The organism is Streptomyces sp. NPDC001843 (assembly GCF_042891955.1).
GTDB lineage: Bacteria > Actinomycetota > Actinomycetes > Streptomycetales > Streptomycetaceae > Streptomyces.
This window is the reverse complement of record NZ_JBIATQ010000004.1, coordinates 492,309-517,969: the sequence shown is the minus strand read 5'-3', so window position 1 is coordinate 517,969 and position 25,661 is coordinate 492,309. Positions and strand designations below refer to the sequence as shown.

The following is a 25,661-nucleotide window of genomic DNA, read 5'->3' as shown; positions in this document are numbered from 1 at the left end:
GGCTCCGGCCGAAGATCGGCGGAGCCGGTCTTGACCGTGGTCGACGGGCGGCGTTCAGCGCCAGCCGGCGTGTGCTCTCAGCCCTCCAGTGGCTCGTAGTCGAACCAGTCGAAGTGGACGGTGCCCGCCGAGGCGTACAAGCCGATCACACGGCCGGTGAAACCGCCGGCCACCTCGGTGGACAGGTACCGGCCGTCGAGCGCGGCGAGCTCGACGAACGTGCCCTCCGCGTTCTCCACGCCGAGCGAGACGGTGTCGGGTCCCTGGCGCGCGTCGGTGACGTGCTGTGCGACGGACGTCTCGATCCTGAGCACGACCGGGCCGCCGGTCACCGGGTGGGACGCGACCACCGATCGCAGCGGACCGATGCGGGCGATCACCCGCACCTCTGCCGGCGTCGTCTCGATCTCGTAGTGGTGCTGCTCGTCGAGCCGGACGGCCAGACCGCCACGCCCCTCGGCCGGATCGACCAGGGCCCGCGCGCGGCAGGACAGGTGCTGCTGGCGGCGGCCGACGAACACGGCCTCCGGGTCGTCGAGCGATCCGCCCCGGGCGCGCAGACTCAGCCAGCCGGTTCGTTCCTTGGTGGTGCAGTTCTCCTCGGAACGCGAGCGCGGCGAGATCCAGCCCGGGGCGAGTTCGCTGAGCTCGAAGTCGTCCCGGACCGGCACGACGGCAGGCTCCTGAAGCGGCCAGGGCGGCCGGGGCATGGCGGGTGACACCTCGCCGACGACCGGCCAGTCGTCGACCCAGGTCACCGGGGCCAGGAACGTCTCCCGGCCGAGCACGTGCCAGCCCGGCGTGCCACCCTGCGGCCGGACTCCGAGGAACACCATCCACCAGGAACCGTCCGGGCCCTGCACCAGATCGCCGTGTCCGGTGTTCTGGACGGGGTGGTCGGTGCCGCGGTGCGTCAGGATCGGGTTGGCCGGGCAGGGTTCGAACGGGCCGCATGGGGTGTGGCCACGGGCGATCGAGACACCGTGGCACCGCTCGGTGCCGCCCTCGGCGATGAGCAGGTACCAGTAGTCGCCGATGTGGTACAGGTGCGGCGCCTCGGGCGCCTTGGCACCGGGCGCTCCGGACCACAGGCGCCGCGGCTCGCCGAAGGTCTCCCCGGTGCGGGGGTCGATCCGGATCTGGCTGACTCCGGCGACGGTGCACCAGCAGTTGCCCTCCTCGTCCCAGGCGAGGTCCGGGTCGATGCCCTGCACTCCGGGCAGCCGGATCGGTTCGGACCAGGGGCCGGCCGGATCGGTGGCGGTGAACAGGACGTTTCCGTCACCGCTCACGTTGGTGACGATCAGCCAGAAGCGACCGTCGTGATGACGCAACGTGGGGGCGTAGAGACCGCCCGACGAGGTGGAGTCGGGCGGCAGGCGCAGTTGGCTCGGCCGGTCCAGGGCGTTGCCGATCTGGGTCCAGTGCACCAGGTCTCGGCTGTGGAAGACGGGCACGCCGGGGAAGTACTCGAAGCTGGAGCACGCGAGGTAGTAGTCCTCGCCGGCCCGGCAGACGCTGGGATCGGGGTGGAATCCGGGGATGACGGGGTTGCTGACGGTGTTGTCCCTCGCGGACGTGCTCGGCAAATCGAGTCCCTTCACTTCGGACTTTCACCGGAAAGAAACTTTCGTCGAGTAAGCTCGGATAGTTTCCAGAGGAGGCTAGCGACAGCCCTCGCGGGGGTCAACGGCTCGGCGGTGCCGTGCTCTCCCGCACCGTCAGGGTGGTAGCGATCTCCAGCCCGACCTGGGGGGCCTTCTCGCCGCGGCCGAGGGTGAGCGCCAGCTCGGTCGCGGCCACGGCCATCTCGGTGAGGGGCTGATGGACGGTGGTCAGGGGCGGCTCCACCCAGGCCACGACCGGCAGGTCGTCGAAGCCGACGACGCTCAGGTCGGCCGGAATACGCAGGCCCGCCTCGCGCGCCGCCTGGTACACGCCGAGGGCCTGGAGGTCGTTGGCCGCGAAGATCGCCGTCGGGCGGTCGGCCATGGCGAGCAGGGTGCGCGCCGCGGCGCAGCCGTCCTCCCTGGTGAGGCCGGCGTGCACGACGATCTCCGGATCGATCGGCAGGCCGGCGGTCCGCAGCGCGGAGCGGTAGCCGTCCAGCCGGGCCGCGCAGCACAGCTGGTCCTCGGGCCCACCGATCATCGCGATGCGCCGGTGCCCCAGTTCGGCCAGGTGACGGGTCGCGGCCCGGCCGCCGGACCAGTTGGTGGCGCCGACGAACGGGACGTCGTCCGGCAGCTCCATGATGGGATCGAAGACGACGAACGGGATCCCCTTCGCGGTGAGTTGCTCGCGTTCGGCCTCGGAGAGCTGCGCCACGGACAGGACGCAGTTCGGGCGCCGGGACACCGTGTCCTCCCAGGCGGGCGCGGTGGTGTCGTGCAACCCGAACTCCGACACCATGACCCCCACGCGGTGCCGGCGGGCCACCCGTTCCACCCCCCGGATGATCTCCACCGCCCACATGTCCCTCAGCTCGCGGAACACGAGTTCCACGACGTTGCTGCGGCCCGCTCCGGCCGGCTTGCGGTAGCCGTAGCGGTTGATCAGCTCCTCGACCCGGGCGCGCGTGTCCGCGGACACCCCCGACTTCCCGTTGAGCACCTTGGACACGGTCGGGACCGACACCCCCGCCGACTCGGCGATGTAGGCGATGGTGACGGACTTCGGAGCGCCCTTCGCGCTGCCGTCCCCGTCGGCCCGCGCGTCTGCTGTGTAGTCCGCCAAGGTCGCCTTCCCGATCATCGAACCGCTCGCCGTGGGCGTGTCGGACATTCTGACACCTCTTACCGACAGGCCTGTGGCCTCGCACACATCTTCATGTTAACTTCTCCGCCGCGCCCAACGAAACTTTCTCTCATCGAACCCTGCAGGGTCCCGGCCGCCGACCAACCGGAAGGTGCACGTGATGACGAGGAGACGGACAAGGTTTCTGCCGCGACGGCACCGGTCGTCGCGCCCCTCGCGAAGACTGGCGGCGCTTCTCCTGTCGATCGCCCTGCTCGCGCTGGTGCCGCCCGCCGCGGCACAGGCCGCCGGTCCTCCGGCGCCACCGCCCAGTGCCCCGGCCGCCCGGTCCGCGGTGGCGGCCATGCAGCCCGGCTGGAACTTGGGCAACACCTACGACGCCATCCCCGACGAGACGTCCTGGGGCAACCCACCCGTGACCCGGGCACTCCTCAGAAAGGTCAGGTCGCAGGGGTTCAAGAGCATTCGCCTGCCCGTCACCTGGGGCACCCATCAAGGCGCCGCGCCCGGTTACACCATCGACCCGGCCTGGATGGCGAAGGTACGGCAGGTCGTCGACTGGGCGCTGGACGAGAACCTGTACGTGATGCTGAACATGCACCACGACTCGTGGATGTGGGTCGACGACCTCGCGACGGACCACGACACCGTCCTCGCCCGCTACACCGCGACCTGGACCCAGATCGCGACGGAGTTCCGTGACGAACCGTCCAGGCTGGTGTTCGAGAGCGTCAACGAGCCGACGTTCAGCGGCACTTCCGGTGACGACGAGAACTACCGGCTGCTGGCCGAACTCGACAAGGAGTTCCACGGCATCGTACGAGGCTCCGGAGGCGGAAACGCCAAGCGCCTCCTCGTCCTGCCCACCCTGTACACGAACGCCGACCAGGGTCGGCTCGACGCCCTGGCCGGCGAACTGGCCGATCTGCGCGACCCGATGGTGGCCACGACGATCCACTTCTACGGCTGGTGGCCGTTCAGCGTGAACATCGCCGGGTACACCCGCTTCGACACCACGTCGGAGCACGACCTCACCCAGACCTTCGACCGCGCGTACAACACCTTTGTCGCACACGGCATCCCGGTCGTCATCGGCGAGTACGCGCTGCTCGCCTACGACCACAACCGTCCCGGCATCATCGAACGCGGTGAAGTGCGCAAGTACTTCGAGTTCCTGGGCAACTACGCCCGCGAGCGGGGGCTGACCACCATGCTGTGGGACGCCGGTCAGTTCCTGGACCGCGACACCCTGCGATGGCGTGACCCCGAGCTGTTCGCCCAGATCAAGTCGAGTTGGACCACCCGTTCCGGAACCGCCTCCAGCGACCAGGTGTTCCTGCCGAAGTCGAGCCCCGTCGCCAGCCGGACACTCACGCTGAACGACAACGGCACGGACTTCCAAGGCCTGCGGCAAGGCTCCCGGAACCTGGTGAAGGGCAAGGACTACACCGTCTCCGGCGACCAGCTCACGCTGACGGCCGCAGCACTCACCGAGTTGGCCGGCGACCGGGCGTACGGGGTCGACGCGACCCTCGAGGCCAGGTTCTCCCGCGGCGTCCCATGGCGCATCGACGTGATCACCTACGACCCTCCGGAGCTGTCGAACGCCTCGGGGAACACCGACGGCATGGCGATCCCCACGCGGTTCCGCGGTGACCGGCTGGCGACCATGGAGGCCACGTACGACGACGGCGGCGGCAACGCCGGCCCGGCGAGCTGGACGCCCTACCAGCAGTGGGACGCCGCCTTCTCGGCTTACACCGACGACTCCGTCAAGCTGACCTCCGACTTCGTCAAGTCGCTGGGGGACGACTCCCCGGTCACGCTCACCTTCCACTTCTGGAGCGGCACCTCGGCGACCTACCACGTCGTGAGGAGCGGCGGTACGGTGACCGGCACGGCGGCCTGACCTCGCCACCCGGGGTGTCCGGGCTCACCGGCTCGGCCGGCGAGCCCGGCAGGAGGCCGGACTGCCGGCCCTTCGTCGGGTCAGTTGACGCGGACGATCCTCCAGAGCTGGTCGTCGACACTCACGTCGTTCCATTGGATGACGGAGGCGCCGTTGGCGGTGGACGACTGGGCCACGCCTGCCGGTAGACCGCTGCCCGCGTTGACGAGTTTGTAGTAACCGCCGCCCGCGCTGGTCAGGGTCCACTTCTGGGAGCCGCCGCCGGAAGCGCTGTTCTGGACGACGGCCGCGCCTGCCGTGGTGGAGGAGTTGCTGACGTCGAGCTTGAGTCCGCTGTGGACGTTCTGGAGTGTCCACGCGCCGCCGCTCTGGGACTGGAAGGTCCACAACTGGCAGTCGCAGGCCGAGTTCTGCCACTGGTCCGCTGCCGTGCCGGCGGTGGTGGAGGCGGCGGGGATCTCCAGGTACTTGCCGCTGTTCTTGTTCACCAGCTCGTACTGGCCGCTGGACAGCGACGGCAGCGCGGTCTGGGCGAGATTCCAGCGCTGGCAGGCGCAGCCGGTGCCGTCCCACTGCCCGGCGACGGTGCCCGCGGTGGTGGAAGCGCCAGGGATTTCGAGGTACTTGCCGGTGAGCCGGTTGACGGCGGTGAAGCCACCCGACGGGCTGGGTGCGACGGCCCAGTCATGGTCCAGGGTGCCGTTGTCGTCCCACTGCAGCACCTTGGCACCGTTGGCGGTGGACTGGTTCTCCACCCCCAGCACCTTGCCGCTGGCCACGTTGAAGATCCTGAAGTAGCCGGACGGCTGGAGGACGAACTTCCACTGCTGATCGCTGGTGTTGTCGGTGTTCTGCTGGGTGGCGTAGGTCCCGTTGGCGGTCGTACCGCCCGCGATGGTCAGCGGCAGGTTGCTGCCCGCGTTGGTGACGGTGTAGGTGGCGCCGTCGCTGATGCCGCCGCCCAGGTCGATGGTGCTGTAGGTGACCGGGTTGAGGGAGCTGCCGTTGTAGCCGCCGCTGAGGACCTCCAGGCTGTGGCCGTCGGGCAGCGGGAGCATGCCGCGGCTGTAGCCGCCGGCCACGTCGGACTGGATGCGGGTCCAGGCGTTCGCGGCGCCGTTCTGGGTGTTGAGGAACAGGTCGCCGGTGCTGTTGGCGCTGACGACGAGAGTGCCGTTGGCCCCGCCGGTCGGAAGCCAGGTGATGTACGGGGCGCTGGAGGGGACGTAGCCGTCGGTCGACTTCAGCACCTGGCCGGTGACCGAGCCGAAGGCCTCGGGATCGGACGAGATCTTGTAGTAGACCGCGAAGTTCTTCTCCGGCGCACCGCCGTACTCGTAGGTCATCACGTACTTGCCGTTCGGCAGTTGCGCGACGGTCGCCATGCCGGGGCGGTCGCTGTAGGTGGGCATCGCCACGTCGTCCACGACTTGGCCCCAGTCGACGCCGTCCGTGCTGACCTGGTGCACCAGCTTCTGACCGTGGGTGGTGTCGCGCTGGTCGGAGTAGTAGACGACCAGCCTGTTGCCGCTCATCAGGAAGAAGGGCTCCCACACGGGGGTGTAGCCGTTGTCGGAGATGGCCCTGCCACCGGTCGCGATGTTGCTGACGAAGGTCCAGGTGAGCCCGTGGTCCCTGCTCGCATACATGTCGATCTTGGTTGCGGACCGGTCACCGGGGACGGAGTCGCCGGCGATCAGGAGGGTCCCGGCGGGGAAGTTCCCCAAAGCGGTGGGCAGTTCGAACAGCTGCGGCTCCCAGCGCATGCCCCAGCCGTTCTGGGTGTCGGCGACGTCGGAGAGCTTGGTCCAGGAGTTGCCGTTGTCCGTGCTGCGGTAGACCGGGAAGACGGGCGTGCCGGACGTGTACTGCTCGAAGGTGGCGAGCATGGTGCCGTTGGACGAGCCGCTGTGCTCCAGCCGTATCGCCCTCGGGTACAGCGAACCGGGGGCGGGTGCGTTGGACGGAGGGGTGTACATGGTCTGCGACGGGCGGGACAGGGCGTGGGCCCTGCCGGCGGCCGGGAGGAGGACCGTGCCGAGCGCCGCGATCAGGGCGAGCAGCAGGAGGAGAACGGGGGCGGGGCGGCAACGTGGAGCGGCGCCGGGTCTGGCGCCTGGCTGAGCAGGGGACATGTGCGGCTCCCTGGCGGGGAAAGGGCGGGTGTTTCGGGGCCGCCGTCCCCCCGGGCAGCCGGGGCGTGGAACGGCGGAGTGCAGTGGACGCGCGTCAGGTGTGATCGGCGCTCAGGTGGTGCGGGACAGCGGTCGGCCTCGGTGGGACGGTGGGGGCGCGGTCGAGCCGCGGAGGACGAGTTCGACCGGGGGATCGCCCGCCTGCGGCAGGTCGGCGTCGGGTTGTTCGATGGCGTGCACGAGAAGCCTGATCCCTTCCCGTGCCGCGGCTTCGAAGGGCTGACGCACGGTGGTCAGGGGCGGGGAGACGTAGGCGAAGACCGGATTGCCGTCGAACCCGACGACGCTGACGTCCTCCGGCACCCGTCGTCCGGATTCCCGCAGCGCGTGGATCAGGCCGATGGCCATCTCGTCACCCGCGGCGAACACCGCGGTCACGGAGGTGTCCGCCGCCAGCGCGCGACCCGCCGCGTATCCGGAGGCGGCCGACCAGTCACCGCCGAGCAGCGGCGGCTCGTGCGCGCCCCGCGCGGCGAGCGCCGCCTGCCACCCCTCGATCCGGTCCTTGGTGGCGTACCACTGCCGCGGGCCGGCAAGGTGGTGGACGGTCGTGTGTCCCAGGTCCAGCAAGTGTTCGGTGGCCGTCCGCGCCAGTGCACGGGCGCCCACGCTCACGGTCAGCGTCCGGGCGGCGGCGAAGGAAGGCGGCGCCCCGAGGAAGAGGACGGGGACGTCGACGCGGAGCGGGACTTCCCCTGTCACGACGGGTTCGGAGACGACGACACCGTCCACGCCCTGTTCCAGGAGTGACTCCAGTGCGCCGGCGATGCCTTCCGGGTCACCGTCCGGCGTGTTGATCACGCGGAGCGCGTACCCGGCGTCCCGTACGGCCTGCTCGATGTGCACGAGCAGGGACGCCGTTCCGTACCCGGCCGTTCCCAGGGCGACGACGCCGAGGGAGCGGTTACGCCCGGAGGCCAGCGCCCTGGCGGCGTGGTTGAGCCGGTAGCCGAGTTCCTCGGCGGCCGCGAGGACACGGCTACGGGCTTCGTCCGAGACGTACGGCTCGTTGTTGAGAACCCGGGAGACCGTCTTGCGCGACACCCCGGCCAGCCGTGCGACGTCCGCACTGCGCGGCGCGGATGCCGCGTCACGCCCCACACCTGGTGTCATGAAGTCTCCCCAGCGCCGTGTCCGTGAACGAACCAGTTCAGCGACTATGACCGCGCGGTCTGATCGCGCGGTCATATCTACGCAGCCGACGGGCTCGCGTCAAGACTTCTCACCGTGGAGACCGCACGCATCGGGCTGCGCTTCGCGATGTGGCTGCTGCCCGCATGCCCGCTCCTGCCCCGTTCCCGGGCCTGGCTCGCCGCCCAGGCGTGCCGGCCCTCCGCCGTCTGAGGAAAACCTGCACGACGGCGGGAGCGGGGCCGTTCAGTGGGCCGTCCAGCCGCCGTCGAGGACCAGTGAGGTACCGGTGACGAAGGACGCCTGCGGACTGCACAGGTACGCCACGGCCTCGGCGACCTCCTCCGGCTCGATGAGCCGTTTGACGGCACTGTCCTGGAGGAGCACCTCGGACAGCACGCGCTCCTCGGGGATGCCGTGCGCCTGCGCCTGGTCGGCGAGTTGCTTCTCGACCAGTGGGGTGCGCACGTACGCGGGGTTCACGCAGTTCGAGGTGACGCCGTGGGGCGCACCCTCCAGGGCGGCCGTCTTGGACAGGCCCTCCAGGCCGTGTTTGGCGGCCACGTAAGCCGACTTGTAGGCGGAGGCGCGCAGTCCGTGGACGGAGGACACGTTGACGATCCGGCCCCACCCCTGCCCGTACATGTGCGGCAGGGCGCCGCGGATCAGCCGGAAGGGTGCCTCCAGCATCACCGTCAGTACGGTGTGGAAGGTGTCGGGCGGGAACTCCTCGATGGGGCGTACCAGTTGCAGCCCGGCGTTGTTGACCAGGACGTCGGTGCCCGCCGCGGCGTGTTCCGCGGCGTCCAGGTCGGTGAGGTCCAGCACCTGCGGTTCGACGGTGCCCGCCAGGTCCCGGGCCCGCTCGGTCAGTGCGTCGAGGCCCGCCGCGTCCCGGTCGACGGCTCTGACCTCGGCCCCGGCGGCCGCCAGCCGCAGCGCGCAGGCTCGCCCGATGCCACCGGCGGCGCCGGTGACGAGGGCGGTGCGGCCGCCGAGGTCCAGGGAAAGGGCATGGGAGGCGGGCGGGATGCCGGGCGAGGTCATGAACCCACCCTAGGCAGCGTCCGACCGCCACTGCGCATCAGTGCGGGGCGATGGCGTCGGACGCCATGGGGTCGAACCACGTGGGTGCGTCGGACATGGCCTGCTTGATCCGGAACAGTCCGAACTCGGGGAGCTCCGGCAGGGCGTCCACCTCGAACCAGCCCACCTCGAGCGACTCGTCGTCATTGACCCGCGCCTCGCCGCCCACGGCCCGGCAGCGGAAGGTGATGTCCATGAACTGGCAGACGTCACCGTTGTCGTAGGTGATGGGGTCCAGGGCCTGCACGAGGACCACCCGTTCGACGACGCAGTGCACCGCCGTCTCCTCGTGGACCTCCCGCACCGCGCAGACCGCCGGCTGCTCACCCGGCTCCGGGATGCCGCCGATCACGGCCCACTTGCGGGTGTCGGACCGGCGGCCCAGCAGCACTCTGCCCTCGTCGTCGAAGACGATGGCGGTGACCCCGGGGAGCCACAGCAGCTGCTGACCGGCCGAGGCGCGGAGCGTACTAATGAACTCAGGAGTTGCCATGGCCCGACCCTAGCGGGCCGGTTCGGCCCGCTCCGGTTGTTCCGACACGGCGCACAGCCGGGGTACGGCTACACGTCGGCGGCGCGCCGACCGCGCACACCGGCTCCGATCGCCCAGCCGAGCCCGCCCGCGGCGACGATCACCAGGGCGATCTCGGGGAGGATGCCCAGCCGGGTGGCAGGTGTCTCGGTGCTGCGCAGCGGCACCTTCTGGACCAGGTAGGCGGGGACGAACATGCCGGTCCTCTGGGTGATCCGCCCGTCCGGCATGATGATCGCACTGACACCGCTGGTGACCGGCACGGTCACCGTCCGGCTGTGCTCGACGGCCCGGATGCGGGACATCGCGAGCTGCTGGTAGGTCATCTCACTGCGGTCGAAGGTCGCGTTGTTACTGGGCACGGAGATCAGCTGCGCGCCGTCGGTGACCTCGGACCGTACGGCCCAGTCGAAGGCGGCCTCGTAGCAGGTGACGAGGCCGACCTTGGCGCCGTCGATGTCGAACACGCCGGGCTTGGTGCCCCGGCTGAAGTCCTGGCGGACCATGCTGGTCCAGTTCTTGTTGATCGCCCCGATGAGCGACCGCAGCGGGAGGTACTCGCCGAACGGCTGGATCTGCCGCTTGTCGTACGTCTGGGTGGGCCCCTTGGCCGGGTCCCACAGGATCTGCTCGTTGTAGAGCTTGCCGCCCCGCTCGACGACGCCGCCCACCGAGATGGGGACCCCGACCTCCCGGGCCGCCTGGTCGATCTCGATGGCCGCGTCGGCGTTGGCGAACGGGTCGATGTCGGAGGAGTTCTCCGGCCACAGCACGAAGTCCGGCTTGGGGACCTTGCCGGCCTTGATGTCGGCGGCCAGCTTCTTGGTCTCGCGGGCGTGGTAGTCGAGCACGGCGCGCCGCTGGGCGTTGAACTCCAGCCCGGAGCGCGGAACGTTGCCCTGGATGACGGCGACGGTCGCGGTGCCGTCCTCGGCCTTGTCGCTCACCAGCGGCCGGGCGGCGACCGCGCCCACCACCGGGACGGCCACGCTCAGCAGGGCGGCGGCAGCGGCCCCGCGCCGCACCGCACGGGTACGGCGTCCCTCGGCGGCCAGTCGCCCGGCCTCGTACAGGCCGAAGCCGCACAGCACCACCGCGAAGCCGAGCACCGGGGTTCCGCCGACAGCGGCGAGCGGCAGGAAGACGCCGTCGGCCTGACCGAACGCGATCTTGCCCCAGGGAAAACCGTGGAACGGTACGCGCGCGCGTATCGCCTCCCCCGCCGTCCATACGGCGGCCGCCCAGATTGGCCAGGCGGGCAGCCTGGACACCGCGGCGACGCCGACACCGACCAGCGCGACGAAGATCGCCTCGATGGCGACCAGCGCGAGCCAGGGCCCGGGACCGACCTCCACGCCGGTCCACACCAGCAGTGGCAGCAGGAAGCCGAGCCCGAAGAGGTAGCCGAGCCCCAGGGCGGACTTCCACCCGCGGCCGCGCAGGACCCAGGCGAAGCCCGCGAAGGCGGGAAGTGCCAGCCACCACAGAGTGCGCGGCGGGAAGCTGAGGTAGAGGACCACTCCACACAGCGCTGCGGTGGCGGCCGGGATGAGACGGGCCGGCCGGCGGCCGAGCCAGGTGGGCGGGGTCCGCGGCTCCAGCTGGTCGGGCTGGTCCATGGAAGTTGCGGTGACGGTCACTCCGGGAGTGTACGGCGGACCAGATCGCCCTTGACAGGACGGTCCGGAGGGCGGCGCACGACATACCTACGGTCAGGAACCGCATCTTTCCTGTCCAACTCATCCACAAAAGGGTCATCAGCCGCTACGGTGTGCCCAGCCTTTGTCGTGTGGGCCTGTTGTGGCCCGGCGGCCGGGGCCTGCCACAGGCCGGGGGGCCGGGCACGGGGGCGGGTACGGGGGGCGACGGTTGGGATCCACGCAGACGGCGTCCGCTGCGGGCGCGGAGGCGGACAGCGGCAGACGAAACGTTTCCGACGCGGCGGGCGTGATCGTCCTGGGGGGCTGCGCCGTATGGTCCCTGATCAGCGCGGCGGCACATGACGGCCGGCCGGAGGGCGTCCTCCTCGCGGTGCTCGCGGTGGCCGCCGGCTACGCCTCCGGCCGGATCAGCGGCTCGCTCCTTCCGGTCGCGGCGCCCTGTGCGGGGGCACTGGCCGGGCTCGGGCTGGCGGTGACCCTGCCGCACCTCGCCGCCGGCCCCGAGGTCAGCACCCCGCTCGGGCACGCCGGTGCCGCCGCCGCGCTGCTGACGCTGGCCACCGGAGCCGCCTGCTGCGCGGCCTGGGCCACTCCCGCACCGGCTCTGCGTTTCGCCCTGCGGCTGCTGGCCATGGTCATGGTGGTGACCGGGGCCGCCGTGGGCTCGGCCACCGGATGCCTCATCAGCGGCACCGTACTGCTGTGCTCGCTCGCCGCCGCCCGGCTGCGCTCCCGGGGCCCCGGCATCGCGGGCCTGGCTCTGACGGCGGCCCTGGTGACCGGGACGGTATGGGCACTGACCGGGAACGTCCTGCCGGGCGGGCCGGCCACCTCCCTCGAGGGCCGGCTCACCGCGTACCGCGTCCAGTTGTGGCACGACGCGCTGCGCCTGGCCCACCGGGATCCAACTCTGGGGGTGGGACCCGGCCGGTTCGGCGAGCTGAGCCCCACCGCGTCCCAGGCGCTGTGGCCCGACGGAAAACCGCACTCGGCGCCGTTGCAGCAGGCCGCGGAGCAGGGGCTCGTCGGGGTGCTGCTGCTGGCGGCGGCGTTCTGCTGGATGCTGTTCGCCCTGTGGCGCTCGCCCCGCTCGACGCCGCTCGCGCTCACCGCGGGCGCGGCCCTCACCGGGCTCGCCGCGATCGCCGCGGTGGGAGACGCGCTGAGTTTCACCACGGTCTCGGCGGGCGCCGGACTGCTGGCCGGGCTGGCCACGGCCCGGCCGCTCGCACCCGACGGCGCGGAAGGCGACCAGGAACCCCGCGTACGGTGACGAGGCGATTCGATGTCGGTGGACCGCTCCCGGCGGGGTGGTCGACGTGCTGGTCAACAACGCGGGCGTCGGCCTGTCCGTGACCGTGCCGAGGCGGTCGGGGTCAGTGGGCCGTGCCCGGGGTGACCGTGCGGAGCCGGTCGCGGATGACGCGTACCGCCGACTCCGCGTCGTCCACGGTGATGGTGAACGTGTGGCCGTCCCACAGCCGCAGCACGATCCCCTCTCCCCGGCGCACCACGACCGCGGTGCCCTTCTCGGGCCGCCAGCGGTACCCCCAGCCGCCCCAGTGTCGCGGGGTAACATGCGCGGCGAACTCGGCGCCGGCCACGTGGGACAGCGGGATGCGGCGGCGCGGCAGGCCGATGTGGCCGCAGCGCACCTCCAGGCACTCCCGGTCGACCTTCAGGGCGACGTGCACGAACGCGAGGGTGCCGAAGAGGACCAGCAGCCCGGCGGCGATGCACCCGACGACGGACATCGCCAGCGGGGCGACGCCGGACGTCCAGGTGGAGTCCACGGCCAGTTCGATGCCGAGTGCGAGACAGGCCGCGCCGACCAGGGCCAGCAACCACTGGACGCGGTTCGTGGCGCGCCCGGTCCACACGTCGGCGTGGTGCGCGCTCTCGTCGTGGGTGTGGTGCCTCATGCCTATGAGACTACTCAGGTTTCGCTGCGGGGGTACCTCGTCGCGCAGCGTGACCGACTTGCGTCCCCGCATGGCGGGCCGGAGGAGTCCGGCCCGCCATGACCGGTCAGCGAGCCGGGGTGGCGGCCTGCAGGAGCCGTCCTTCGGCGTAGTTCAACGCGGGTTCGGGCAGCGCCCCCTCCCGGCCGCTGAGCAGCACCGTCAGGGTGCCCTCGGCCGGGGCCCCGGGAGCCGGCCGGGCACCGATCCGGCGCAGCGCCTGGGCGGCCACCGCGCCGGCGGAGCCGTGCAGGACGAGCGGGGCCGCGCCGGGCTGCTGCACCGCGGCGCGGATGCGTTCCGCGACCAGCTCGTAGTGGGTGCAGCCCAGCACGACGGTGGTCACGTCGTCCGGGGTGAGTCCGGCGGCCGCGGCGACCGCGGCGTCGATGGCGTCCTCGTCCGCGTGTTCGACAGCCTCGGCCAGTCCCCAGCAGGGCACCTCGGTGACGGGCACGCCGTCGGCGAAGTCCTCGATGAGTCCCCGCTGGTAGGGGCTGCCCGTGGTGGCCGGCGTCGCCCAGATCGCGACATGGCCGCCGCCGGCCGCGGCCGGCTTGATCGCCGGGACCGTGCCGATGACCGGGATGTCCGGTTCCAGGCGCAGCCGCAAGGCGGGCAGGGCGTGCACGGTCGCCGTGTTGCAGCCGATGATGAGCGCGTCGGGCCCGTGCGCGGCGGCGGCCTCGGCGACGGCGAGCGCCCGGCGGGTGACGTCCTCGGGGGTGCGGGGCCCCCAGGGCATGCCGTCCGGGTCCAGGGAGAGCACGAGGTCCGCGTCGGGTCGCAGGCGCCGTACCGCGGCGGTGGCCGCCAGCAGCCCGATTCCGGAGTCCATGAGCGCGATCTTCACCCGGCCACGATAGACGATGCGCCCTTGGGGGGCCTTCCCGTGGGGCAGACTGCGCGCGTGAGCGCCATCGCGTGGACCGCCGTCGTATCCCTCGCCGCCTGGCTGTGGTTGCTGCTGTGTCAGGGCTTCTTCTGGCGCACGGACGTCCGGCTGCCGCCCCGCCGGGACCCACAGGTGTGGCCCCCGGTCTGTGTCGTCGTACCGGCTCGCGACGAGGCCGCCGTCCTGCCCGCGAGCCTGCCGTCGCTGCTGGCACAGGACTATCCCGGGCGGGCGGAGGTCTTCCTGGTCGACGACGGCAGTTCGGACGGCACCGGCGAGCTCGCCCGCGAGCTGTCCCGGCGCCACGGCGGACTGCCGCTCACCGTGGACTCCCCCGGCGAGCCGCCCCCGGGCTGGACGGGCAAACTCTGGGCGGTCCGTCACGGCATCGCCCTGGCACGCGCGCGTGACCCCGAATACCTGCTGCTGACGGACGCGGACATCGCGCACGCGCCGGACAGCCTGCGGGAGCTGGTCGCGGCGGCGCGCACCGGGCACTTCGACGTCGTCTCCCAGATGGCCCGGCTGCGGGTGGAGAGCCTGTGGGAGCGGCTGGTGGTGCCGGCGTTCGTCTACTTCTTCGCCCAGCTGTATCCGTTCCGGCGGATCGGCGTACGGGGTGCGCGGACGGCGGCCGCGGCCGGTGGCTGTGTCCTGCTGCGCGCGGAGACGGCCGAGCGGGCGCGGATTCCGGACGCCATCCGGCACGCCGTCATCGACGACGTGGCCCTGGCGCGCGCGGTGAAGGCCGGCGGGGGCCACATCTGGCTGGGCCTTGCCGACCGGGTGGACAGCGTGCGCCCTTACCCCCGGCTGCACGACCTGTGGCGGATGGTCTCGCGAAGCGCGTACGCGCAGCTGCGGCACAGTCCGCTGCTGCTGCTCGGTACGGTCGCCGGGCTCGTCCTGGTCTATCTGGTGCCCCCCGCGGCCGTGGTGGCGGGCGCGGCGGCGGGGAGCACGGCGGCCGCGGTTACCGGCGCGGCGGCATGGCTGGTGATGACGGCGACGTACCTCCCGATGCTGCGTCACTACCGGCAGCCGCCCTGGCTCGCTCCCCTGCTGCCTTTCACCGCGTCGCTGTACCTCCTCATGACGGTCGATTCCGCGGTGCAGCACTACCGGGGACGCGGCGCGGCCTGGAAGGGCCGTACGTACGCCCGGCCGGACGCCGTGCCGGACGAGGGCTGACGCCGCCGGAGCGCTATTTCCGTCCGGGCGTCCAGTCCATGCCCCATCCATAGGCGCGGTCGACCGTCCGCTGCGGGCTCACCCCGTACTCCGGTACGAGGTAGCGGGCCTCGCGGCGGACGATCAGGTCGCCGCCCGTGTTGGTGATCAGGGCGAGTGCGCACACGGTCGAGGGGACCGTGCACTCGTCGAGCGAGAACTCGATCGGGGCTCCGTGCTGGGGCTGGAGGGTGACCGTGGCGTGCAGGTCGGCGAAGGAGTCGGCGCCCTCGTAGACGGTGACGAAGACGAGGATGCGCCGGAAGTCGCGCTGGTGGTCGAGGTTGATGGTGAGGTTCTCGCCGGCGGTGACGGCGCCGGTGCGGTCGTCGCCGTCGAGGTGGATGTACGGCGGCCGGTGCAGCGATCCGAAGGCGTTGCCGAGGGCCTGTACGACCCCCTTGCGGCCGTCGGCGAGTTCGTACAGGGCGCACAGGTCGAGATCGAGGTCCGTCGCGCCGCGCCGGCCGGCCCGGCCGGGGAACTGCTTGCGGGTCTGCCAGTTGAGGTTGACCCGCACGGCGCCGGAGGTTCCGCCCTGCTTGGCCAGGGAGACGGTGGGAGCGGCCTTGGTGAGCGTGACCTTGGTGAGCCGCACGGGCCGGGCCGTGGGAGCCGGCGGGGGCGGCGCGGTGACCGGCGGGGCGGCGGGCGGCGCGGTGGGCATCGGCGGGGCGGCGGGCGGCGCGGTGGGCATCGGCGGGGTGGCGGGCGGCGCCGGATGCCGGGGCGGGGCCGGGGGCGCCGGGGCCGGTGGAACCGCGGAAGGTGCGACGGCGGGCTGCGCGGGATGCTGCGGCTCGTCCACCGTGATGCCGAAGTCCGTGGCCAGGCCTTCCAGTCCGCTGCTGTAGCCCTGGCCGACGGCGCGGAACTTCCAGCCTCCCTGGCGCCGGTAGAACTCCCCGAGGACGAAGGCCGTCTCCACGGTCGCGCCCGGGCTGTCGAAGCGGGCGACCACCGTGTCCCGGTCGGCGTCCCGGACCTCGATGTAGAGGCCGGGCACCTGCCCGAACGTACCGCCGTCCGCGGAGGCGGCGAGGACCACCCGCTCGATGACGTTCTCCACGCGCGCGAGGTCGACGAGAAGTGTGTCCGTCACCCGGTCCCCGGCGTCCCGCTTGCCCTCGTGCCGGACCGCGCCGGAGGAGTGCGCGGGCTGGTTGTAGAACACGAAGTCCCCGTCGGAACGGACCTTTCCGGCCGCGAGAAGCAGCGCCGAGGCATCCGCGTCGGGGACGCCCGGTCCGTGGCGCCAGCCCAATTCGACACGCAGGGCCGTCGTGGGCACCGGCGTATTCGATCCTTTCGCCATTGACATGTCCGCCCCCATCACGGTTCACCGCCGGGCCGCGTCCCGGCCCGGCCTCGGCATCGCTGGCTCATCCCTGCCCGGTCAACCTATTCGCGGGGACGGCGAACACCATGATGGGCACGGAAGATCGAGGTCAACCATCGGTAACCGGCCCGGAACTCGGCCTTTACAAGATCGATGCTTCGAGTGGCGTCCTATTTTGCCGAGTTCGCTCGGATTGGGGATGCCGGGTCACCACCGACACGAAAAACAACCCTCTTACCGGTCTCCCCAACCAGCACATCGTGGGCTTAACTTATGTGCCATGACCTCCCCCCGCTCCACTTATGGTGGCGGCTACTACTCCGCCTCCTTCCCGGACACTCCGATCTACGACTCGCTCGTCGCCGAGCGGGGTACCCCGCAGATCGCGCCGATCCGGGTCCCCGCCGCGTACGACTCGGGCAGCCACCTGCCCGCGCTGCCGTCGGCACTCCCCGCGCTCCCCTCGGGCCAGTCCCAGCAGGTCCCCGCCTACGGGTATCCGCAGGCGCAGCAGCCCGCTCCGCTGCAGCAGGCACCCACGGCGTACATCCCGCAGCAGGCCACCGCGCCGCGCGGCTACCCCGGCGCGCAGCCGCAGCAGCCCCGGCCCATGGCCCAGGGCACCGGATACGAGGCGATGCGCCCGGCAGCCCCGCGGCCGGCCGCTCCGTACCAGGAGCCGTACAACAACCAGCAGTACCGCGGTTACTGACGGCGAACCCCGGTTGTCGGTGCCGCCTGGCACCATGGCGTCATGGGGAATGCCGCACTGAAGTCGATCCACGTCCATCCGGTCAAGGCGTTCCGGGGCTTCTCGCCCCGGGAGGCGCTGGTGGAGCCCTGGGGGCTGGCCGGAGACCGGCGCTGGACACTGGTCGACGACGGGGGAAAGGTCGTCACACAGCGCGAACAGCCGCGCCTCGCGCTTGCCGCCGCCGAACTCGCTCCCGGTGGCGGCGTTCGTCTGTCCGCACCCGGCAGGACTCCCCTCACGGTGCCCTTGCCACGGCCGGCGGACACGGTCACGGTGAACATCTTCGGCACCAAGGTGGAGGCCGTCCCGGCCGAGGAGGCCGCGGACGCCTGGTGCTCCGGGCTCCTCGGGACCTCCGTCCGCCTCGTCCACATGGACGCCCCGGCAACCCGCCGCCCGGTGGATCCGGACTACGCCCTCCCGGGTGAAACGGTGAGTTTCGCGGACGGCTATCCGCTGCTGGTCGCCACCACCGCCTCCCTGGACGCCCTCAACTCCCTGATTGCGCGGGGCGGGCATGCCCACGAGGGTCCGCTGCCCATGAACCGCTTCCGGCCGAACGTGGTGGTGGCCGGCACGGAAGCCTGGGCCGAGGACGGCTGGTCGCGCATCGCCATCGGCGAGGTGGTCTTCCGGGTCGTCAAACCCAGCGGGCGGTGCGTCGTGACCACGACCGACCAGGAGACCGCCGAGCGCGGCCGGGAACCCCTGCGCACCCTGGCACGTCACCGCCGGTTCGGCAGCGCGCTGGTCTTCGGTCAGAACCTGGTGCCCCGGTCCCCCGGCACCATCCGGGTCGGCGACCCGGTGCGGATCCTGGAGTGACGGACCCGGGTCCCGCGAGCTCGTGCATCCGGACGGGAACCTGAGGGCCGGGCCGGGTCGTTGGGGGACATGAGAAGTTCATGAACGGTCCCGGTCGCCGTCCGAGGTGATGTTGATCTCTCTTCGACCGGGTCCGCGGGTGCACGGCTCCGCGGGGGTTCATCACGGAGCGGGAAGGGGGTGCGTGACGGTGCGAGTCATCGGCGGACTCTGGCGCTGGCGGAAGAATCCGCTGCGTCGCACGACCGATCTGGTCGAGGCCTGGGTGGCCCTCGTCGCCCTGCTGCTGATCGTGGTGGCCGCGCCCGTGGTCGGCTCGCTCGTCGGCGCCGTGGCACAGGACTCACTGCAGCGGTCCGTCCGCGCCCAGCACGAGTCCCGTCACCTGGTGACGGCCACGGTGACGCGAAAGCTGGACCGTGCACCGCTGGACCCCGAACCCGACACCACGGCGCACGACATACGCACCCGGGTCGTGGCCGCCTGGACGGCCCCGGACGGCACCCGGCTGCACGACACGGTCCTGGCGCCCCTGAAGTCCCCGCACGCCGGCGAGCACTTCCGGCTCTGGACGGACAGCCGCGGGCACCTGGTGACGCGCCCCCTGGACTCGGCGACGGCGACCACGCACGCCGTGCTCGCCGGGCTGGGCGCGGCGATGCTGACCGCGGGAGTGGTCGAGAGCGGAAGACGGCTGGTCCTCTGGCGCATGGTCCGCCGCCGGTACGCGGGCTGGGACCAGGCCTGGGACCGGGCGGGTCCGGACTGGGGCAAGGCAGGCACCGGCAGCTGACGGCCTTCCGGCTGTGGTCAACCCACTGCCCGCCCGCACGCTACGGTGGACCGGCTGACGCATTCGGCATCGACCCGCGCGAGCGAGCTACAGGGGCAGCGCCCCGCAGGCGAACGAGCCATCAGTACGACGAGGTGGGGGCACAGCAACGCCATGGCACAGGGCACGGTCCAGGTGACGCACACCGGCACATCGAGGTGGCGGCGCCGCACGGGTGAGTACGCTTCGCTCGCCGCCGCCCTGGAGGCCGCGGCCGACGGCGACGTCCTCACCGTCGCCCCCGGCACCTACCGGGAGAACCTCGTCGTCCAGCGGTCGGTCACGCTGCGCGGCCCGGAGGGCTCGCCCGGCTCGGTGCGCATCGCGCCGCCGGACGGTGTGCCGTTGACCCTGCGCGCCTCGGCGGTGGTGCGGGACCTGCACGTCGAGGGGCAGGACGCGGCCTCCCCCGCGCTGCTCGTCGAGGAGGGCACCCCGGAGCTGATGGACGTACGGGTCGTCACACGGTCCGCCTCGGGGATCGAGGTGCGCGGTGGTGCCCGGCCGACCGTGCGCCGCTGCACTGTCGACAACCCGGCCGGCGTCGGCATCGCCGTACTGGACGGCGGGAGCGGGGTGTTCGAGGAGTGCGAGGTGGTCGCGGCCGGTCAGTCGGGCGTGGCGGTCCGCGGCGGCGGACACCCCCGGCTGGAGCGCTGCCGGGTGCACCACGCCTCGGGCCCGGGTCTGACCGTGACGGGCGACAACTCTTCGCTGGAGGCGGTCGGCTGCGAGGTGTACGAGGTCCGGGGCTCGGGCGTGCAGGTCACCGCACGGGCCACCGCGCATCTGAGCGACTGCGATGTGCACCGCACCACGGCGGACGGCGTCACGCTCGACACGGACGCCGTCGTGACCCTGGCTGACTGCCGTGTCCACGACATCCCGGAGAATGCGGTCGACCTGCGCTCCCGCTCGGTGCTGACGCTGACCCGGACGACGGTGCGTCAGTTCGGGCGCAACGGCCTGTCCGTGTGGGACCCGGGCACCCGCGTGGACGCCAACCAGTGCGAGATCTTCGACAGCACGGGCGACTATCCGGCGGTGTGGGTGAGCGACGGTGCCACCGTGGTGCTCGACTCCTGCCGGGTGCACGACGTTCCGGACGCGCTGTTCGTGCTGGACCGCGGCTCGCGTGCGGACGTGGTGGACAGCGACCTGTCCCAGGTGCGCAACACGGCCGTGTCGGTGAGCGACGGGGCGACCGCGCAGCTCGACGACTGCCGGATCCGGGAAGCGGCGACCGGTGCCTGGTTCCGCGATCACGGCAGCGGCGGCACGCTCAACAACTGCACCCTGGACGGCACCCAGACGGGCGTGATCGTCACCAAGGGCGCCGACCCCGTCATCGAGCGCTGCGCGGTCGACTCGCCCGCGGAGGCCGGCTTCTACGTGTCGGCCGGAGGCCGGGGCAGCTTCCTCGGCTGCCGGGTCACCGGCAGCGGCGGGTACGGCTTCCATGTCATCGACGGCTGCCGTACGACGCTGAGGAAGTGCCGCACCGAGCGGTGTGCGCGCGGCGGCTACGAGTTCGCGGACGGCGGGCCGGACGCCGCGCCCGGCAGCGGTCCGGTCGTGGAGGACTGCACCAGCGACGAGAGCACGGGGCTCAGACCGCCCCCGGCGGGGGAGTCGGCCGTGCAGACGGCGAGCCAGTCCCCCGGCCTGCTGGGCCTGCTGCCCGAGCAGCGGGCCGGCGACGCGCCGGTGCCGTCGGCCGCTCCCGTCGCGCCGGAGCAGCCGGCCCGCACCTCCAAGGCCGTGCTGGGTGAACTGGACGCGCTGGTCGGTCTGGACAGCGTCAAGCGCGAGGTCCGCGCACTGACCGACATGATCGAGGTGGGCCGGCGACGGCAGGAGGCCGGTCTGAAGGCGGCGTCCGTCAAGCGCCACCTGGTCTTCACCGGGTCCCCCGGCACCGGCAAGACCACGGTCGCCCGGCTCTACGGCGAGATCCTCGCCTCCCTCGGGGTGCTGGAGAAGGGCCATCTCGTCGAGGTGTCCCGGGTCGACCTGGTCGGCGAGCACATCGGCTCGACCGCGATCCGCACCCAGGAGGCCTTCCAACGGGCGCGCGGCGGTGTGCTGTTCATCGACGAGGCGTATGCCCTGTCACCTCAGGACGCCGGCCGGGACTTCGGCAAGGAGGCCATCGACACCCTGGTGAAGCTGATGGAGGACCACCGGGACGCGGTGGTGGTGATCGTCGCCGGTTACACCGCGGAGATGGAGCGCTTCCTTTCCGTCAACCCCGGTGTGGCCTCCCGCTTCTCACGGACGATCACCTTCGGCGACTACGGCCCGGACGAATTGCTGCGGATCGTGGAGCAGCAGGCCGACGAGCACGAGTACCGGCTGGGGCCGGGCGCGGCGGAGGCCCTGCTGAAGTACTTCACGGCCATTCCCAAGGGCCCCGCGTTCGGCAACGGCCGTACGGCGCGGCAGACCTTCGAGGCCATGGTGGAGCGGCACGCGAGCCGGGTGGCCCAGCTCGCCGAGCCGACCACCGACGATCTGACCCTGCTCTACGCCGAGGACCTGCCCGAATTGCCCTGAGGTTCGCCGTGCGTGGGCCGCGGGCCCGGTACCCCGAGGCTCAGCCGGGCCAGCAGGAGCGCCCGTTCCTCGGCGAACGCCGGGTCGGCCTGGTAGTCGGAGTGGCCGAGCAGGGGCGCGGGCAGTGGGTGCTCGGCGGTGCGGCCGTATGCCAGGGGGTCTTCGAGCGGGGCGCGGTCCACGGCCGGGCCGCAGTCGCCGGGCAGGCGGATCGGGCCGCCTATGGGGTCGGTGAGCCGGTAGAGGTTGCGCCAGCAGGCGACCTCCCGGTGCAGGGCGGCGAGGGCGTCCGGGCCGAAGTGGGCGGGGAACCAACGGCCGTACAGGCGCTCCAGCGGGGAGCCGTAGGTGAGCAGGGCGATCCGCGCCCGCGCGGCGGGGGGCAGTTGCCAGGCCGCGGCGGCCGCGAGCACGCTGCCCTGGGAGTGCCCGGACAGCACCAGACGTCCACCGGTGCGCCGGGTCCAGGTGGCCATCCGCCAGGTCAGGTCCGGGACGGCGCGCTCGGCGTAGCAGGGCGGGGCGAACGGATGGGCGGCCCGCGGCCAGAAGGTGCCGACGTCCCACAGGATGCCGATGGTGCGGCGGGCCGAGACGTCCTTGTAGGCACGCCGCCCCCAGGTGACGAACACCAGGAGGCCGAGGCCGGCCAGCCAGGAGCCCAGTGCCTGCGAGGTCTCGGCGGCGGCCCGGACCACGTCGGGAGCCCGCTGCGCGGCCTCACCGGGGGGCCGGTGGGTCGCCTGGGCTCCGGCCAGGGCCCCGGCGCCCAGTAACAGGGTGGCGGCGGAGAGGACGCCGACGGCCAGGGGCGCCCGGTCGGTGAGGGTGGCCGTCGCCAGAATCCGTGCGATACGCCGGGTGCGCGCCGGATCCTCGGGCTCTCCCCGGTGCTCGCTCTCGATCCGGCTCCGTTCGGCACGGGCGAACCGAACGGAGCGCAGGGCCGGCCGGACGGCCGACGCCGACAGCACCAGGAGCAGGGCCGGGACCGCGGACATCTGCCACGCCAGCAGCGCGGGCGGGCCGTCGACGGCGGCGCCGGTGTCGTCCAGCCAGTCGGCCACGCGCCCGGCGACACCGCCCGAGATGACGCCGCCCAGGGCGCAGGCGAGCAACGCGACCGCCGGTCCGCCGAGGCCGCGCAGCGCCGCGCGTGGATCGGGTGCCGTGCGGTGCAGCAGGTGCGCCACCCCGCCGAGTGCGACGACGAGCAGGCCCTGGGTCAGGGCGAGTCCCGCGAACACGGTGTCCCCGGGCAGCCGCCCGGCGGAGTCCCAGCCCGGCCTGGACCAGCCGGTGTACAGCAGGGTGAGGCCGAGCAGGAGCAGGGCCCCGAGCGGCAGGCGCCGTACGAGGTGCTCGTCCAACTCCTGGTCGAGGCGGTTCTCGCTGCGGCCCCGGCCGCAGACCACGGCGATCGATGCCACCGCCCAGGCGAGCAGCGCCACCGCCAGCGACCGTCCCAGCGTCTCCAGCGCGGCGGGCCCGCCGGGCCGGTGGTCGAAGCGGGCCGCCGGGAGCAGCACCGCCGCGGCGACCGTCAGCAGGCCCGCGGCGGTGTGCGCGGCGCACAGCCGTGCCACCAACCGGCGCCCGTACCAGAAGCCGGGCCGGTCCAGCGAGGTGGGGCCGGTCTCCTCGTCGGGCTCGGGCGAGCGGTCGAGTGGCCTCTGCGACTCGTACGCGCTCCAGGTGCGGTGCGAGAGGTACCAGAGCAGGGCGGTGAGGGCGGTGGGGACCAGGGCGGCAAGGGCGAGCCGTCGTCCGGGCCGGCTCCACCAGCCGTCGCCGGAGAGGGCCGGCGAGAGGAAGCCCAGCCAGGCGTGCCGCCGGGCGCAGGGGCCGGTGCCCGCGCACTGCCAGGCCGCCAGATCGAGGGCGACCTCGCAGGCCGCCGCCACCAGCAGCACGGTCAGGGTGAGCCCGACGAGCCGCACCAGCAGCCCGTGGAGGCGCACCGCGCGGGTCCGGCCGGGCGCGGCGGGACGCATCCAGTGGGCGAGGTTGACGATCATGAAGGGGAGCAGCAACAGCCACAGGGCCCGGGTGCCGTTCCCTGAGGTGAGGTTGCACCAGACGTACGCCTCCGGCACGGGGCCCTGCCGGGGGCCGCCGGGTCTCTCCGCGGCACCGGGGTCCTCGGCGTCGACGTCCTCGGCACGCCGGAAGACGGCCGCCGTGTCGTCGCCGGTGATCCGTACCGTGCGCGGGTCGCCGAGCATCTTCGCGGGTGTGGCGCCTCCGACTCCGTGGACCAGGAGTTCCAGGGCGGCAGCGCGTTCCTGTGCACGTTCCACTGTTCGTACTTCCCCCGTGACGCGCCGATGGCTTGTGTCCGTGCATGTAGCAGGATCACCGTTTGCACTGTGGTGTACACCACTTCTGCCGGAATCTCCCTCGATCCGTGGGGACGGCGGCGATGAGCATGATGTCCGAATGACATGTGCGCGTCGGTGCGGGGAGTGGCGCCACCGGGGTCCTCCCGTGACAAGATGGGACGCCCGCGCATCGGGGACGGACGGAACGTCCTGGTCGGAGCAGGTGCGAAGGCGTGACGGACGGCTGACGCGAAAGGACCGGAGCGTACGTGAGCGAGAATCAGAACCTCCTCGCGGAGCAGCGGCGCGCCCTGATCCTCGACGAGGTCCGGCGCCGTGGCGGCGTGCGGGTCAACGAACTGACCCGCAAGCTCGGCGTGTCGGACATGACGGTGCGCCGCGATCTGGACGCCCTGGCCCGCCAGGGGGTGCTGGAGAAGGTGCACGGCGGTGCGGTACCGGTGGTGGAGGCCAGCACCCATGAGCCCGGCTTCGAGGCGAAGTCGGGTCTGGAGCTGACCGCCAAGGAGGACATCGCACGGGCCGCCGCCCAGCTGGTCACCCCCGGCACGGCGATCGCGCTGTCGGGTGGCACGACCACCTATGCACTGGCCCACCACCTGGTCGAGGTGCCCGACCTGACCGTGGTGACGAACTCGGTACGGGTCGCGGACGTCTTCCACGCGGCGCAGCGCTCCTCGGGGCAGCGGCAGGGCGCGGCCACGGTGGTACTGACGGGCGGGGTGCGCACCCCGTCCGACTCGCTGGTGGGACCGGTCGCCGACCAGGCGATCGCGGCTCTCCACTTCGATCTCCTGTTCCTGGGCGTGCACGGCATATCGGTGGAGGCCGGGCTGTCGACGCCGAACCTTGCGGAGGCGGAGACCAACCGGCGGCTGGTCCAGTCCGCGCGGCGCGTGGTGGTGGTCGCCGACCACACCAAGTGGGGGACGGTGGGCCTGAGCTCCTTCGCCGCGCTGGAGCAGGTCGACACGCTGGTGACCGACGCCGGCCTGCCCGCCGGGGCGCGCGCGGAGATCGCCGAGCATCTGCGGCGGCTGGTGGTGGCGGGTGAGCCAGGTGAGGCTGCGGAGGACTTCTGACCGACGGGAGCACCGGAGGTACAGACAGCTGACTGCCCGTCAGCTAGGGTGACCTGCCAACAGATCGTGCACTTCGGGCACTTCCCGAGGGGGTCCGTCGTTCATGGCTCACCGTCTGCGCCCGGTGGGGACCGGCTTTCCCGAGACCGCCCCCGTGCGTCTGGTCTTCGCACGGGAGATCTCCACCTCCCCCGACCTGGTCTTCCGTGCGCTCGCCGAGGACCTGCCGGGCTGGGCGGAGTGGTTCTCCGCGGTGACGTCCGCCCGGCCGACCGAGGGCGGACGGGAGGTCCGGCTGCGGGGCGGCGCCCGCTTCGCGGAGACGGTGCTCGCGGCCCGGGCGCCGGAGCTGTACACCTACCGCGTCGACGTGACGAACGTCCCGGGCGCCCGGGCCTGGGTCGAGGAGTGGCGTCTCACCCCGGCCGGCGCCGGAACCCGGGTACGGATGACCTTCGCCCTCGACGGAACCGCCCCGTTCCGCCTCCTGTGGACCCTCGCCCGCCCAGGAGTGGGCCACGCCTTCCACGACGCGATCACCAAACTGGACCGGCGGCTGACCACCGCCGGGTGA

At 72.2% G+C, this 25,661-nt stretch carries 20 protein-coding genes; 9 read left to right on the top strand and 11 right to left on the bottom strand.

Annotated elements, in window-relative coordinates; all coding sequences use genetic code 11:
• Positions 1-77 precede the first annotated feature (77 nt).
• Together ACFYZQ_RS13785 and ACFYZQ_RS13780 are read right to left on the bottom strand one after the other, a co-directional pair.
• On the bottom strand, positions 78-1,589 hold the full coding sequence (locus tag ACFYZQ_RS13785; protein ID WP_389146000.1) for a glycoside hydrolase family 43 protein: 1,512 nt from the start codon (positions 1,587-1,589) through the stop codon (positions 78-80).
• Positions 1,590-1,686: 97 nt separating this feature from the next.
• Positions 1,687-2,784: a LacI family DNA-binding transcriptional regulator gene (locus ACFYZQ_RS13780; protein WP_389145997.1), complete on the bottom strand. Its 1,098-nt coding sequence runs from the start codon at positions 2,782-2,784 to the stop codon at positions 1,687-1,689.
• A gap of 133 nt (positions 2,785-2,917) precedes the next feature.
• Between ACFYZQ_RS13780 and ACFYZQ_RS13775 the strand changes: the two genes are divergently transcribed.
• Positions 2,918-4,666 carry a cellulase family glycosylhydrolase gene (locus tag ACFYZQ_RS13775; RefSeq protein ID WP_389145994.1) on the top strand — a complete coding sequence of 583 codons (1,749 nt, stop codon included), beginning with the start codon at positions 2,918-2,920 and terminating at the stop codon, positions 4,664-4,666.
• An 80-nt stretch (positions 4,667-4,746) separates the two neighbouring features.
• Here ACFYZQ_RS13775 and ACFYZQ_RS13770 read toward each other — a convergent pair whose 3' ends face one another.
• From ACFYZQ_RS13770 to lnt, 5 genes are all read right to left on the bottom strand, one after another.
• On the bottom strand, positions 4,747-6,801 hold the full coding sequence (locus ACFYZQ_RS13770; protein ID WP_389145991.1) for an RICIN domain-containing protein: 2,055 nt from the start codon (positions 6,799-6,801) through the stop codon (positions 4,747-4,749).
• A 111-nt stretch (positions 6,802-6,912) separates the two neighbouring features.
• Positions 6,913-7,974 carry a LacI family DNA-binding transcriptional regulator gene (locus ACFYZQ_RS13765; RefSeq protein WP_389145989.1) on the bottom strand — a complete coding sequence of 354 codons (1,062 nt, stop codon included), beginning with the start codon at positions 7,972-7,974 and terminating at the stop codon, positions 6,913-6,915.
• A 264-nt stretch (positions 7,975-8,238) separates the two neighbouring features.
• On the bottom strand, positions 8,239-9,039 hold the full coding sequence (locus ACFYZQ_RS13760; protein WP_389145986.1) for a 3-hydroxybutyrate dehydrogenase: 801 nt from the start codon (positions 9,037-9,039) through the stop codon (positions 8,239-8,241).
• 37 nt (positions 9,040-9,076) lie between these two features.
• The gene (locus ACFYZQ_RS13755; protein ID WP_389145984.1) at positions 9,077-9,571 is read right to left on the bottom strand and encodes an NUDIX domain-containing protein; all 495 of its coding nucleotides are present in this window, start codon (positions 9,569-9,571) and stop codon (positions 9,077-9,079) included.
• A 68-nt stretch (positions 9,572-9,639) separates the two neighbouring features.
• Positions 9,640-11,229, bottom strand: coding sequence for an apolipoprotein N-acyltransferase (lnt, locus tag ACFYZQ_RS13750; protein WP_389146253.1), 1,590 nt, complete (start codon positions 11,227-11,229; stop codon positions 9,640-9,642).
• 250 nt (positions 11,230-11,479) lie between these two features.
• Here lnt and ACFYZQ_RS13745 point away from each other — a divergent pair, with 250 nt between their 5' ends.
• Positions 11,480-12,544, top strand: a complete 1,065-nt coding sequence (locus ACFYZQ_RS13745; protein ID WP_389145981.1) for an O-antigen ligase family protein — start codon at positions 11,480-11,482, stop codon at positions 12,542-12,544.
• Positions 12,545-12,647: 103 nt separating this feature from the next.
• Here the strand turns inward: ACFYZQ_RS13745 and ACFYZQ_RS13740 are convergent, their stop codons facing one another.
• Together ACFYZQ_RS13740 and ACFYZQ_RS13735 are read right to left on the bottom strand one after the other, a co-directional pair.
• On the bottom strand, positions 12,648-13,193 hold the full coding sequence (locus ACFYZQ_RS13740) for a hypothetical protein (RefSeq protein ID WP_389145978.1): 546 nt from the start codon (positions 13,191-13,193) through the stop codon (positions 12,648-12,650).
• Positions 13,194-13,299: 106 nt separating this feature from the next.
• Positions 13,300-14,085 (bottom strand): glutamate racemase, encoded by a 786-nt coding sequence (locus ACFYZQ_RS13735; RefSeq protein WP_389145975.1) that lies wholly within the window; start codon positions 14,083-14,085, stop codon positions 13,300-13,302.
• A gap of 57 nt (positions 14,086-14,142) precedes the next feature.
• Here ACFYZQ_RS13735 and ACFYZQ_RS13730 point away from each other — a divergent pair, with 57 nt between their 5' ends.
• Positions 14,143-15,318, top strand: coding sequence for a glycosyltransferase (locus tag ACFYZQ_RS13730; RefSeq protein ID WP_389145972.1), 1,176 nt, complete (start codon positions 14,143-14,145; stop codon positions 15,316-15,318).
• A 13-nt stretch (positions 15,319-15,331) separates the two neighbouring features.
• On the opposite strand, the gene ACFYZQ_RS13725 is transcribed toward ACFYZQ_RS13730, so the two are convergent.
• Positions 15,332-16,672: a TerD family protein gene (locus ACFYZQ_RS13725; RefSeq protein ID WP_389146250.1), complete on the bottom strand. Its 1,341-nt coding sequence runs from the start codon at positions 16,670-16,672 to the stop codon at positions 15,332-15,334.
• Positions 16,673-16,976: 304 nt separating this feature from the next.
• Between ACFYZQ_RS13725 and ACFYZQ_RS13720 the strand changes: the two genes are divergently transcribed.
• From ACFYZQ_RS13720 to ACFYZQ_RS13705, 4 genes are all read left to right on the top strand, one after another.
• Entirely contained in the window at positions 16,977-17,408 is a 432-nt protein-coding gene (locus ACFYZQ_RS13720; RefSeq protein WP_389145970.1) for a DUF6643 family protein, read from the top strand.
• 42 nt (positions 17,409-17,450) lie between these two features.
• Complete coding sequence (locus tag ACFYZQ_RS13715; protein WP_389145967.1) at positions 17,451-18,275, top strand: MOSC domain-containing protein; 825 nt, start codon at positions 17,451-17,453, stop codon at positions 18,273-18,275.
• A 190-nt stretch (positions 18,276-18,465) separates the two neighbouring features.
• Positions 18,466-19,068, top strand: coding sequence for a hypothetical protein (locus ACFYZQ_RS13710; RefSeq protein WP_389146247.1), 603 nt, complete (start codon positions 18,466-18,468; stop codon positions 19,066-19,068).
• Positions 19,069-19,221: 153 nt separating this feature from the next.
• Positions 19,222-21,663, top strand: a complete 2,442-nt coding sequence (locus tag ACFYZQ_RS13705) for a right-handed parallel beta-helix repeat-containing protein (RefSeq protein WP_389145964.1) — start codon at positions 19,222-19,224, stop codon at positions 21,661-21,663.
• On the opposite strand, the gene ACFYZQ_RS13700 is transcribed toward ACFYZQ_RS13705, so the two are convergent.
• Positions 21,633-23,963: a hypothetical protein gene (locus ACFYZQ_RS13700; protein WP_389145962.1), complete on the bottom strand. Its 2,331-nt coding sequence runs from the start codon at positions 23,961-23,963 to the stop codon at positions 21,633-21,635. The two genes, ACFYZQ_RS13705 and ACFYZQ_RS13700, sit on opposite strands and share 31 nt — an antisense overlap.
• A gap of 290 nt (positions 23,964-24,253) precedes the next feature.
• On the opposite strand from ACFYZQ_RS13700, the gene ACFYZQ_RS13695 reads away from it, so the two are divergent.
• Both ACFYZQ_RS13695 and ACFYZQ_RS13690 read left to right on the top strand, forming a co-directional pair.
• Complete coding sequence (locus tag ACFYZQ_RS13695; RefSeq protein WP_389145959.1) at positions 24,254-25,087, top strand: DeoR/GlpR family DNA-binding transcription regulator; 834 nt, start codon at positions 24,254-24,256, stop codon at positions 25,085-25,087.
• 103 nt (positions 25,088-25,190) lie between these two features.
• Positions 25,191-25,661 (top strand): SRPBCC family protein, encoded by a 471-nt coding sequence (locus ACFYZQ_RS13690; protein ID WP_389145956.1) that lies wholly within the window; start codon positions 25,191-25,193, stop codon positions 25,659-25,661.

Excerpts from the sequence above, each read along its gene's own strand:
- ACFYZQ_RS13780 (WP_389145997.1), bottom strand. The coding sequence starts at position 2,784 with ATGTCCGACACGCCCACGGCGAGCGGTTCGATGATCGGGAAGGCGACC.
- ACFYZQ_RS13755 (WP_389145984.1), bottom strand. The coding sequence starts at position 9,571 with ATGGCAACTCCTGAGTTCATTAGTACGCTCCGCGCCTCGGCCGGTCAG.
- ACFYZQ_RS13720 (WP_389145970.1), top strand. The coding sequence starts at position 16,977 with ATGACCTCCCCCCGCTCCACTTATGGTGGCGGCTACTACTCCGCCTCC.
- lnt (WP_389146253.1), bottom strand. The coding sequence starts at position 11,229 with ATGGACCAGCCCGACCAGCTGGAGCCGCGGACCCCGCCCACCTGGCTC.
- ACFYZQ_RS13740 (WP_389145978.1), bottom strand. The coding sequence starts at position 13,193 with ATGAGGCACCACACCCACGACGAGAGCGCGCACCACGCCGACGTGTGG.
- ACFYZQ_RS13715 (WP_389145967.1), top strand. The coding sequence starts at position 17,451 with ATGGGGAATGCCGCACTGAAGTCGATCCACGTCCATCCGGTCAAGGCG.
- ACFYZQ_RS13775 (WP_389145994.1), top strand. The coding sequence starts at position 2,918 with ATGACGAGGAGACGGACAAGGTTTCTGCCGCGACGGCACCGGTCGTCG.
- ACFYZQ_RS13765 (WP_389145989.1), bottom strand. The coding sequence starts at position 7,974 with ATGACACCAGGTGTGGGGCGTGACGCGGCATCCGCGCCGCGCAGTGCG.
- ACFYZQ_RS13770 (WP_389145991.1), bottom strand. The coding sequence starts at position 6,801 with ATGTCCCCTGCTCAGCCAGGCGCCAGACCCGGCGCCGCTCCACGTTGC.
- ACFYZQ_RS13725 (WP_389146250.1), bottom strand. The coding sequence starts at position 16,672 with ATGGCGAAAGGATCGAATACGCCGGTGCCCACGACGGCCCTGCGTGTC.
- ACFYZQ_RS13690 (WP_389145956.1), top strand. The coding sequence starts at position 25,191 with ATGGCTCACCGTCTGCGCCCGGTGGGGACCGGCTTTCCCGAGACCGCC.
- ACFYZQ_RS13760 (WP_389145986.1), bottom strand. The coding sequence starts at position 9,039 with ATGACCTCGCCCGGCATCCCGCCCGCCTCCCATGCCCTTTCCCTGGAC.
- ACFYZQ_RS13705 (WP_389145964.1), top strand. The coding sequence starts at position 19,222 with ATGGCACAGGGCACGGTCCAGGTGACGCACACCGGCACATCGAGGTGG.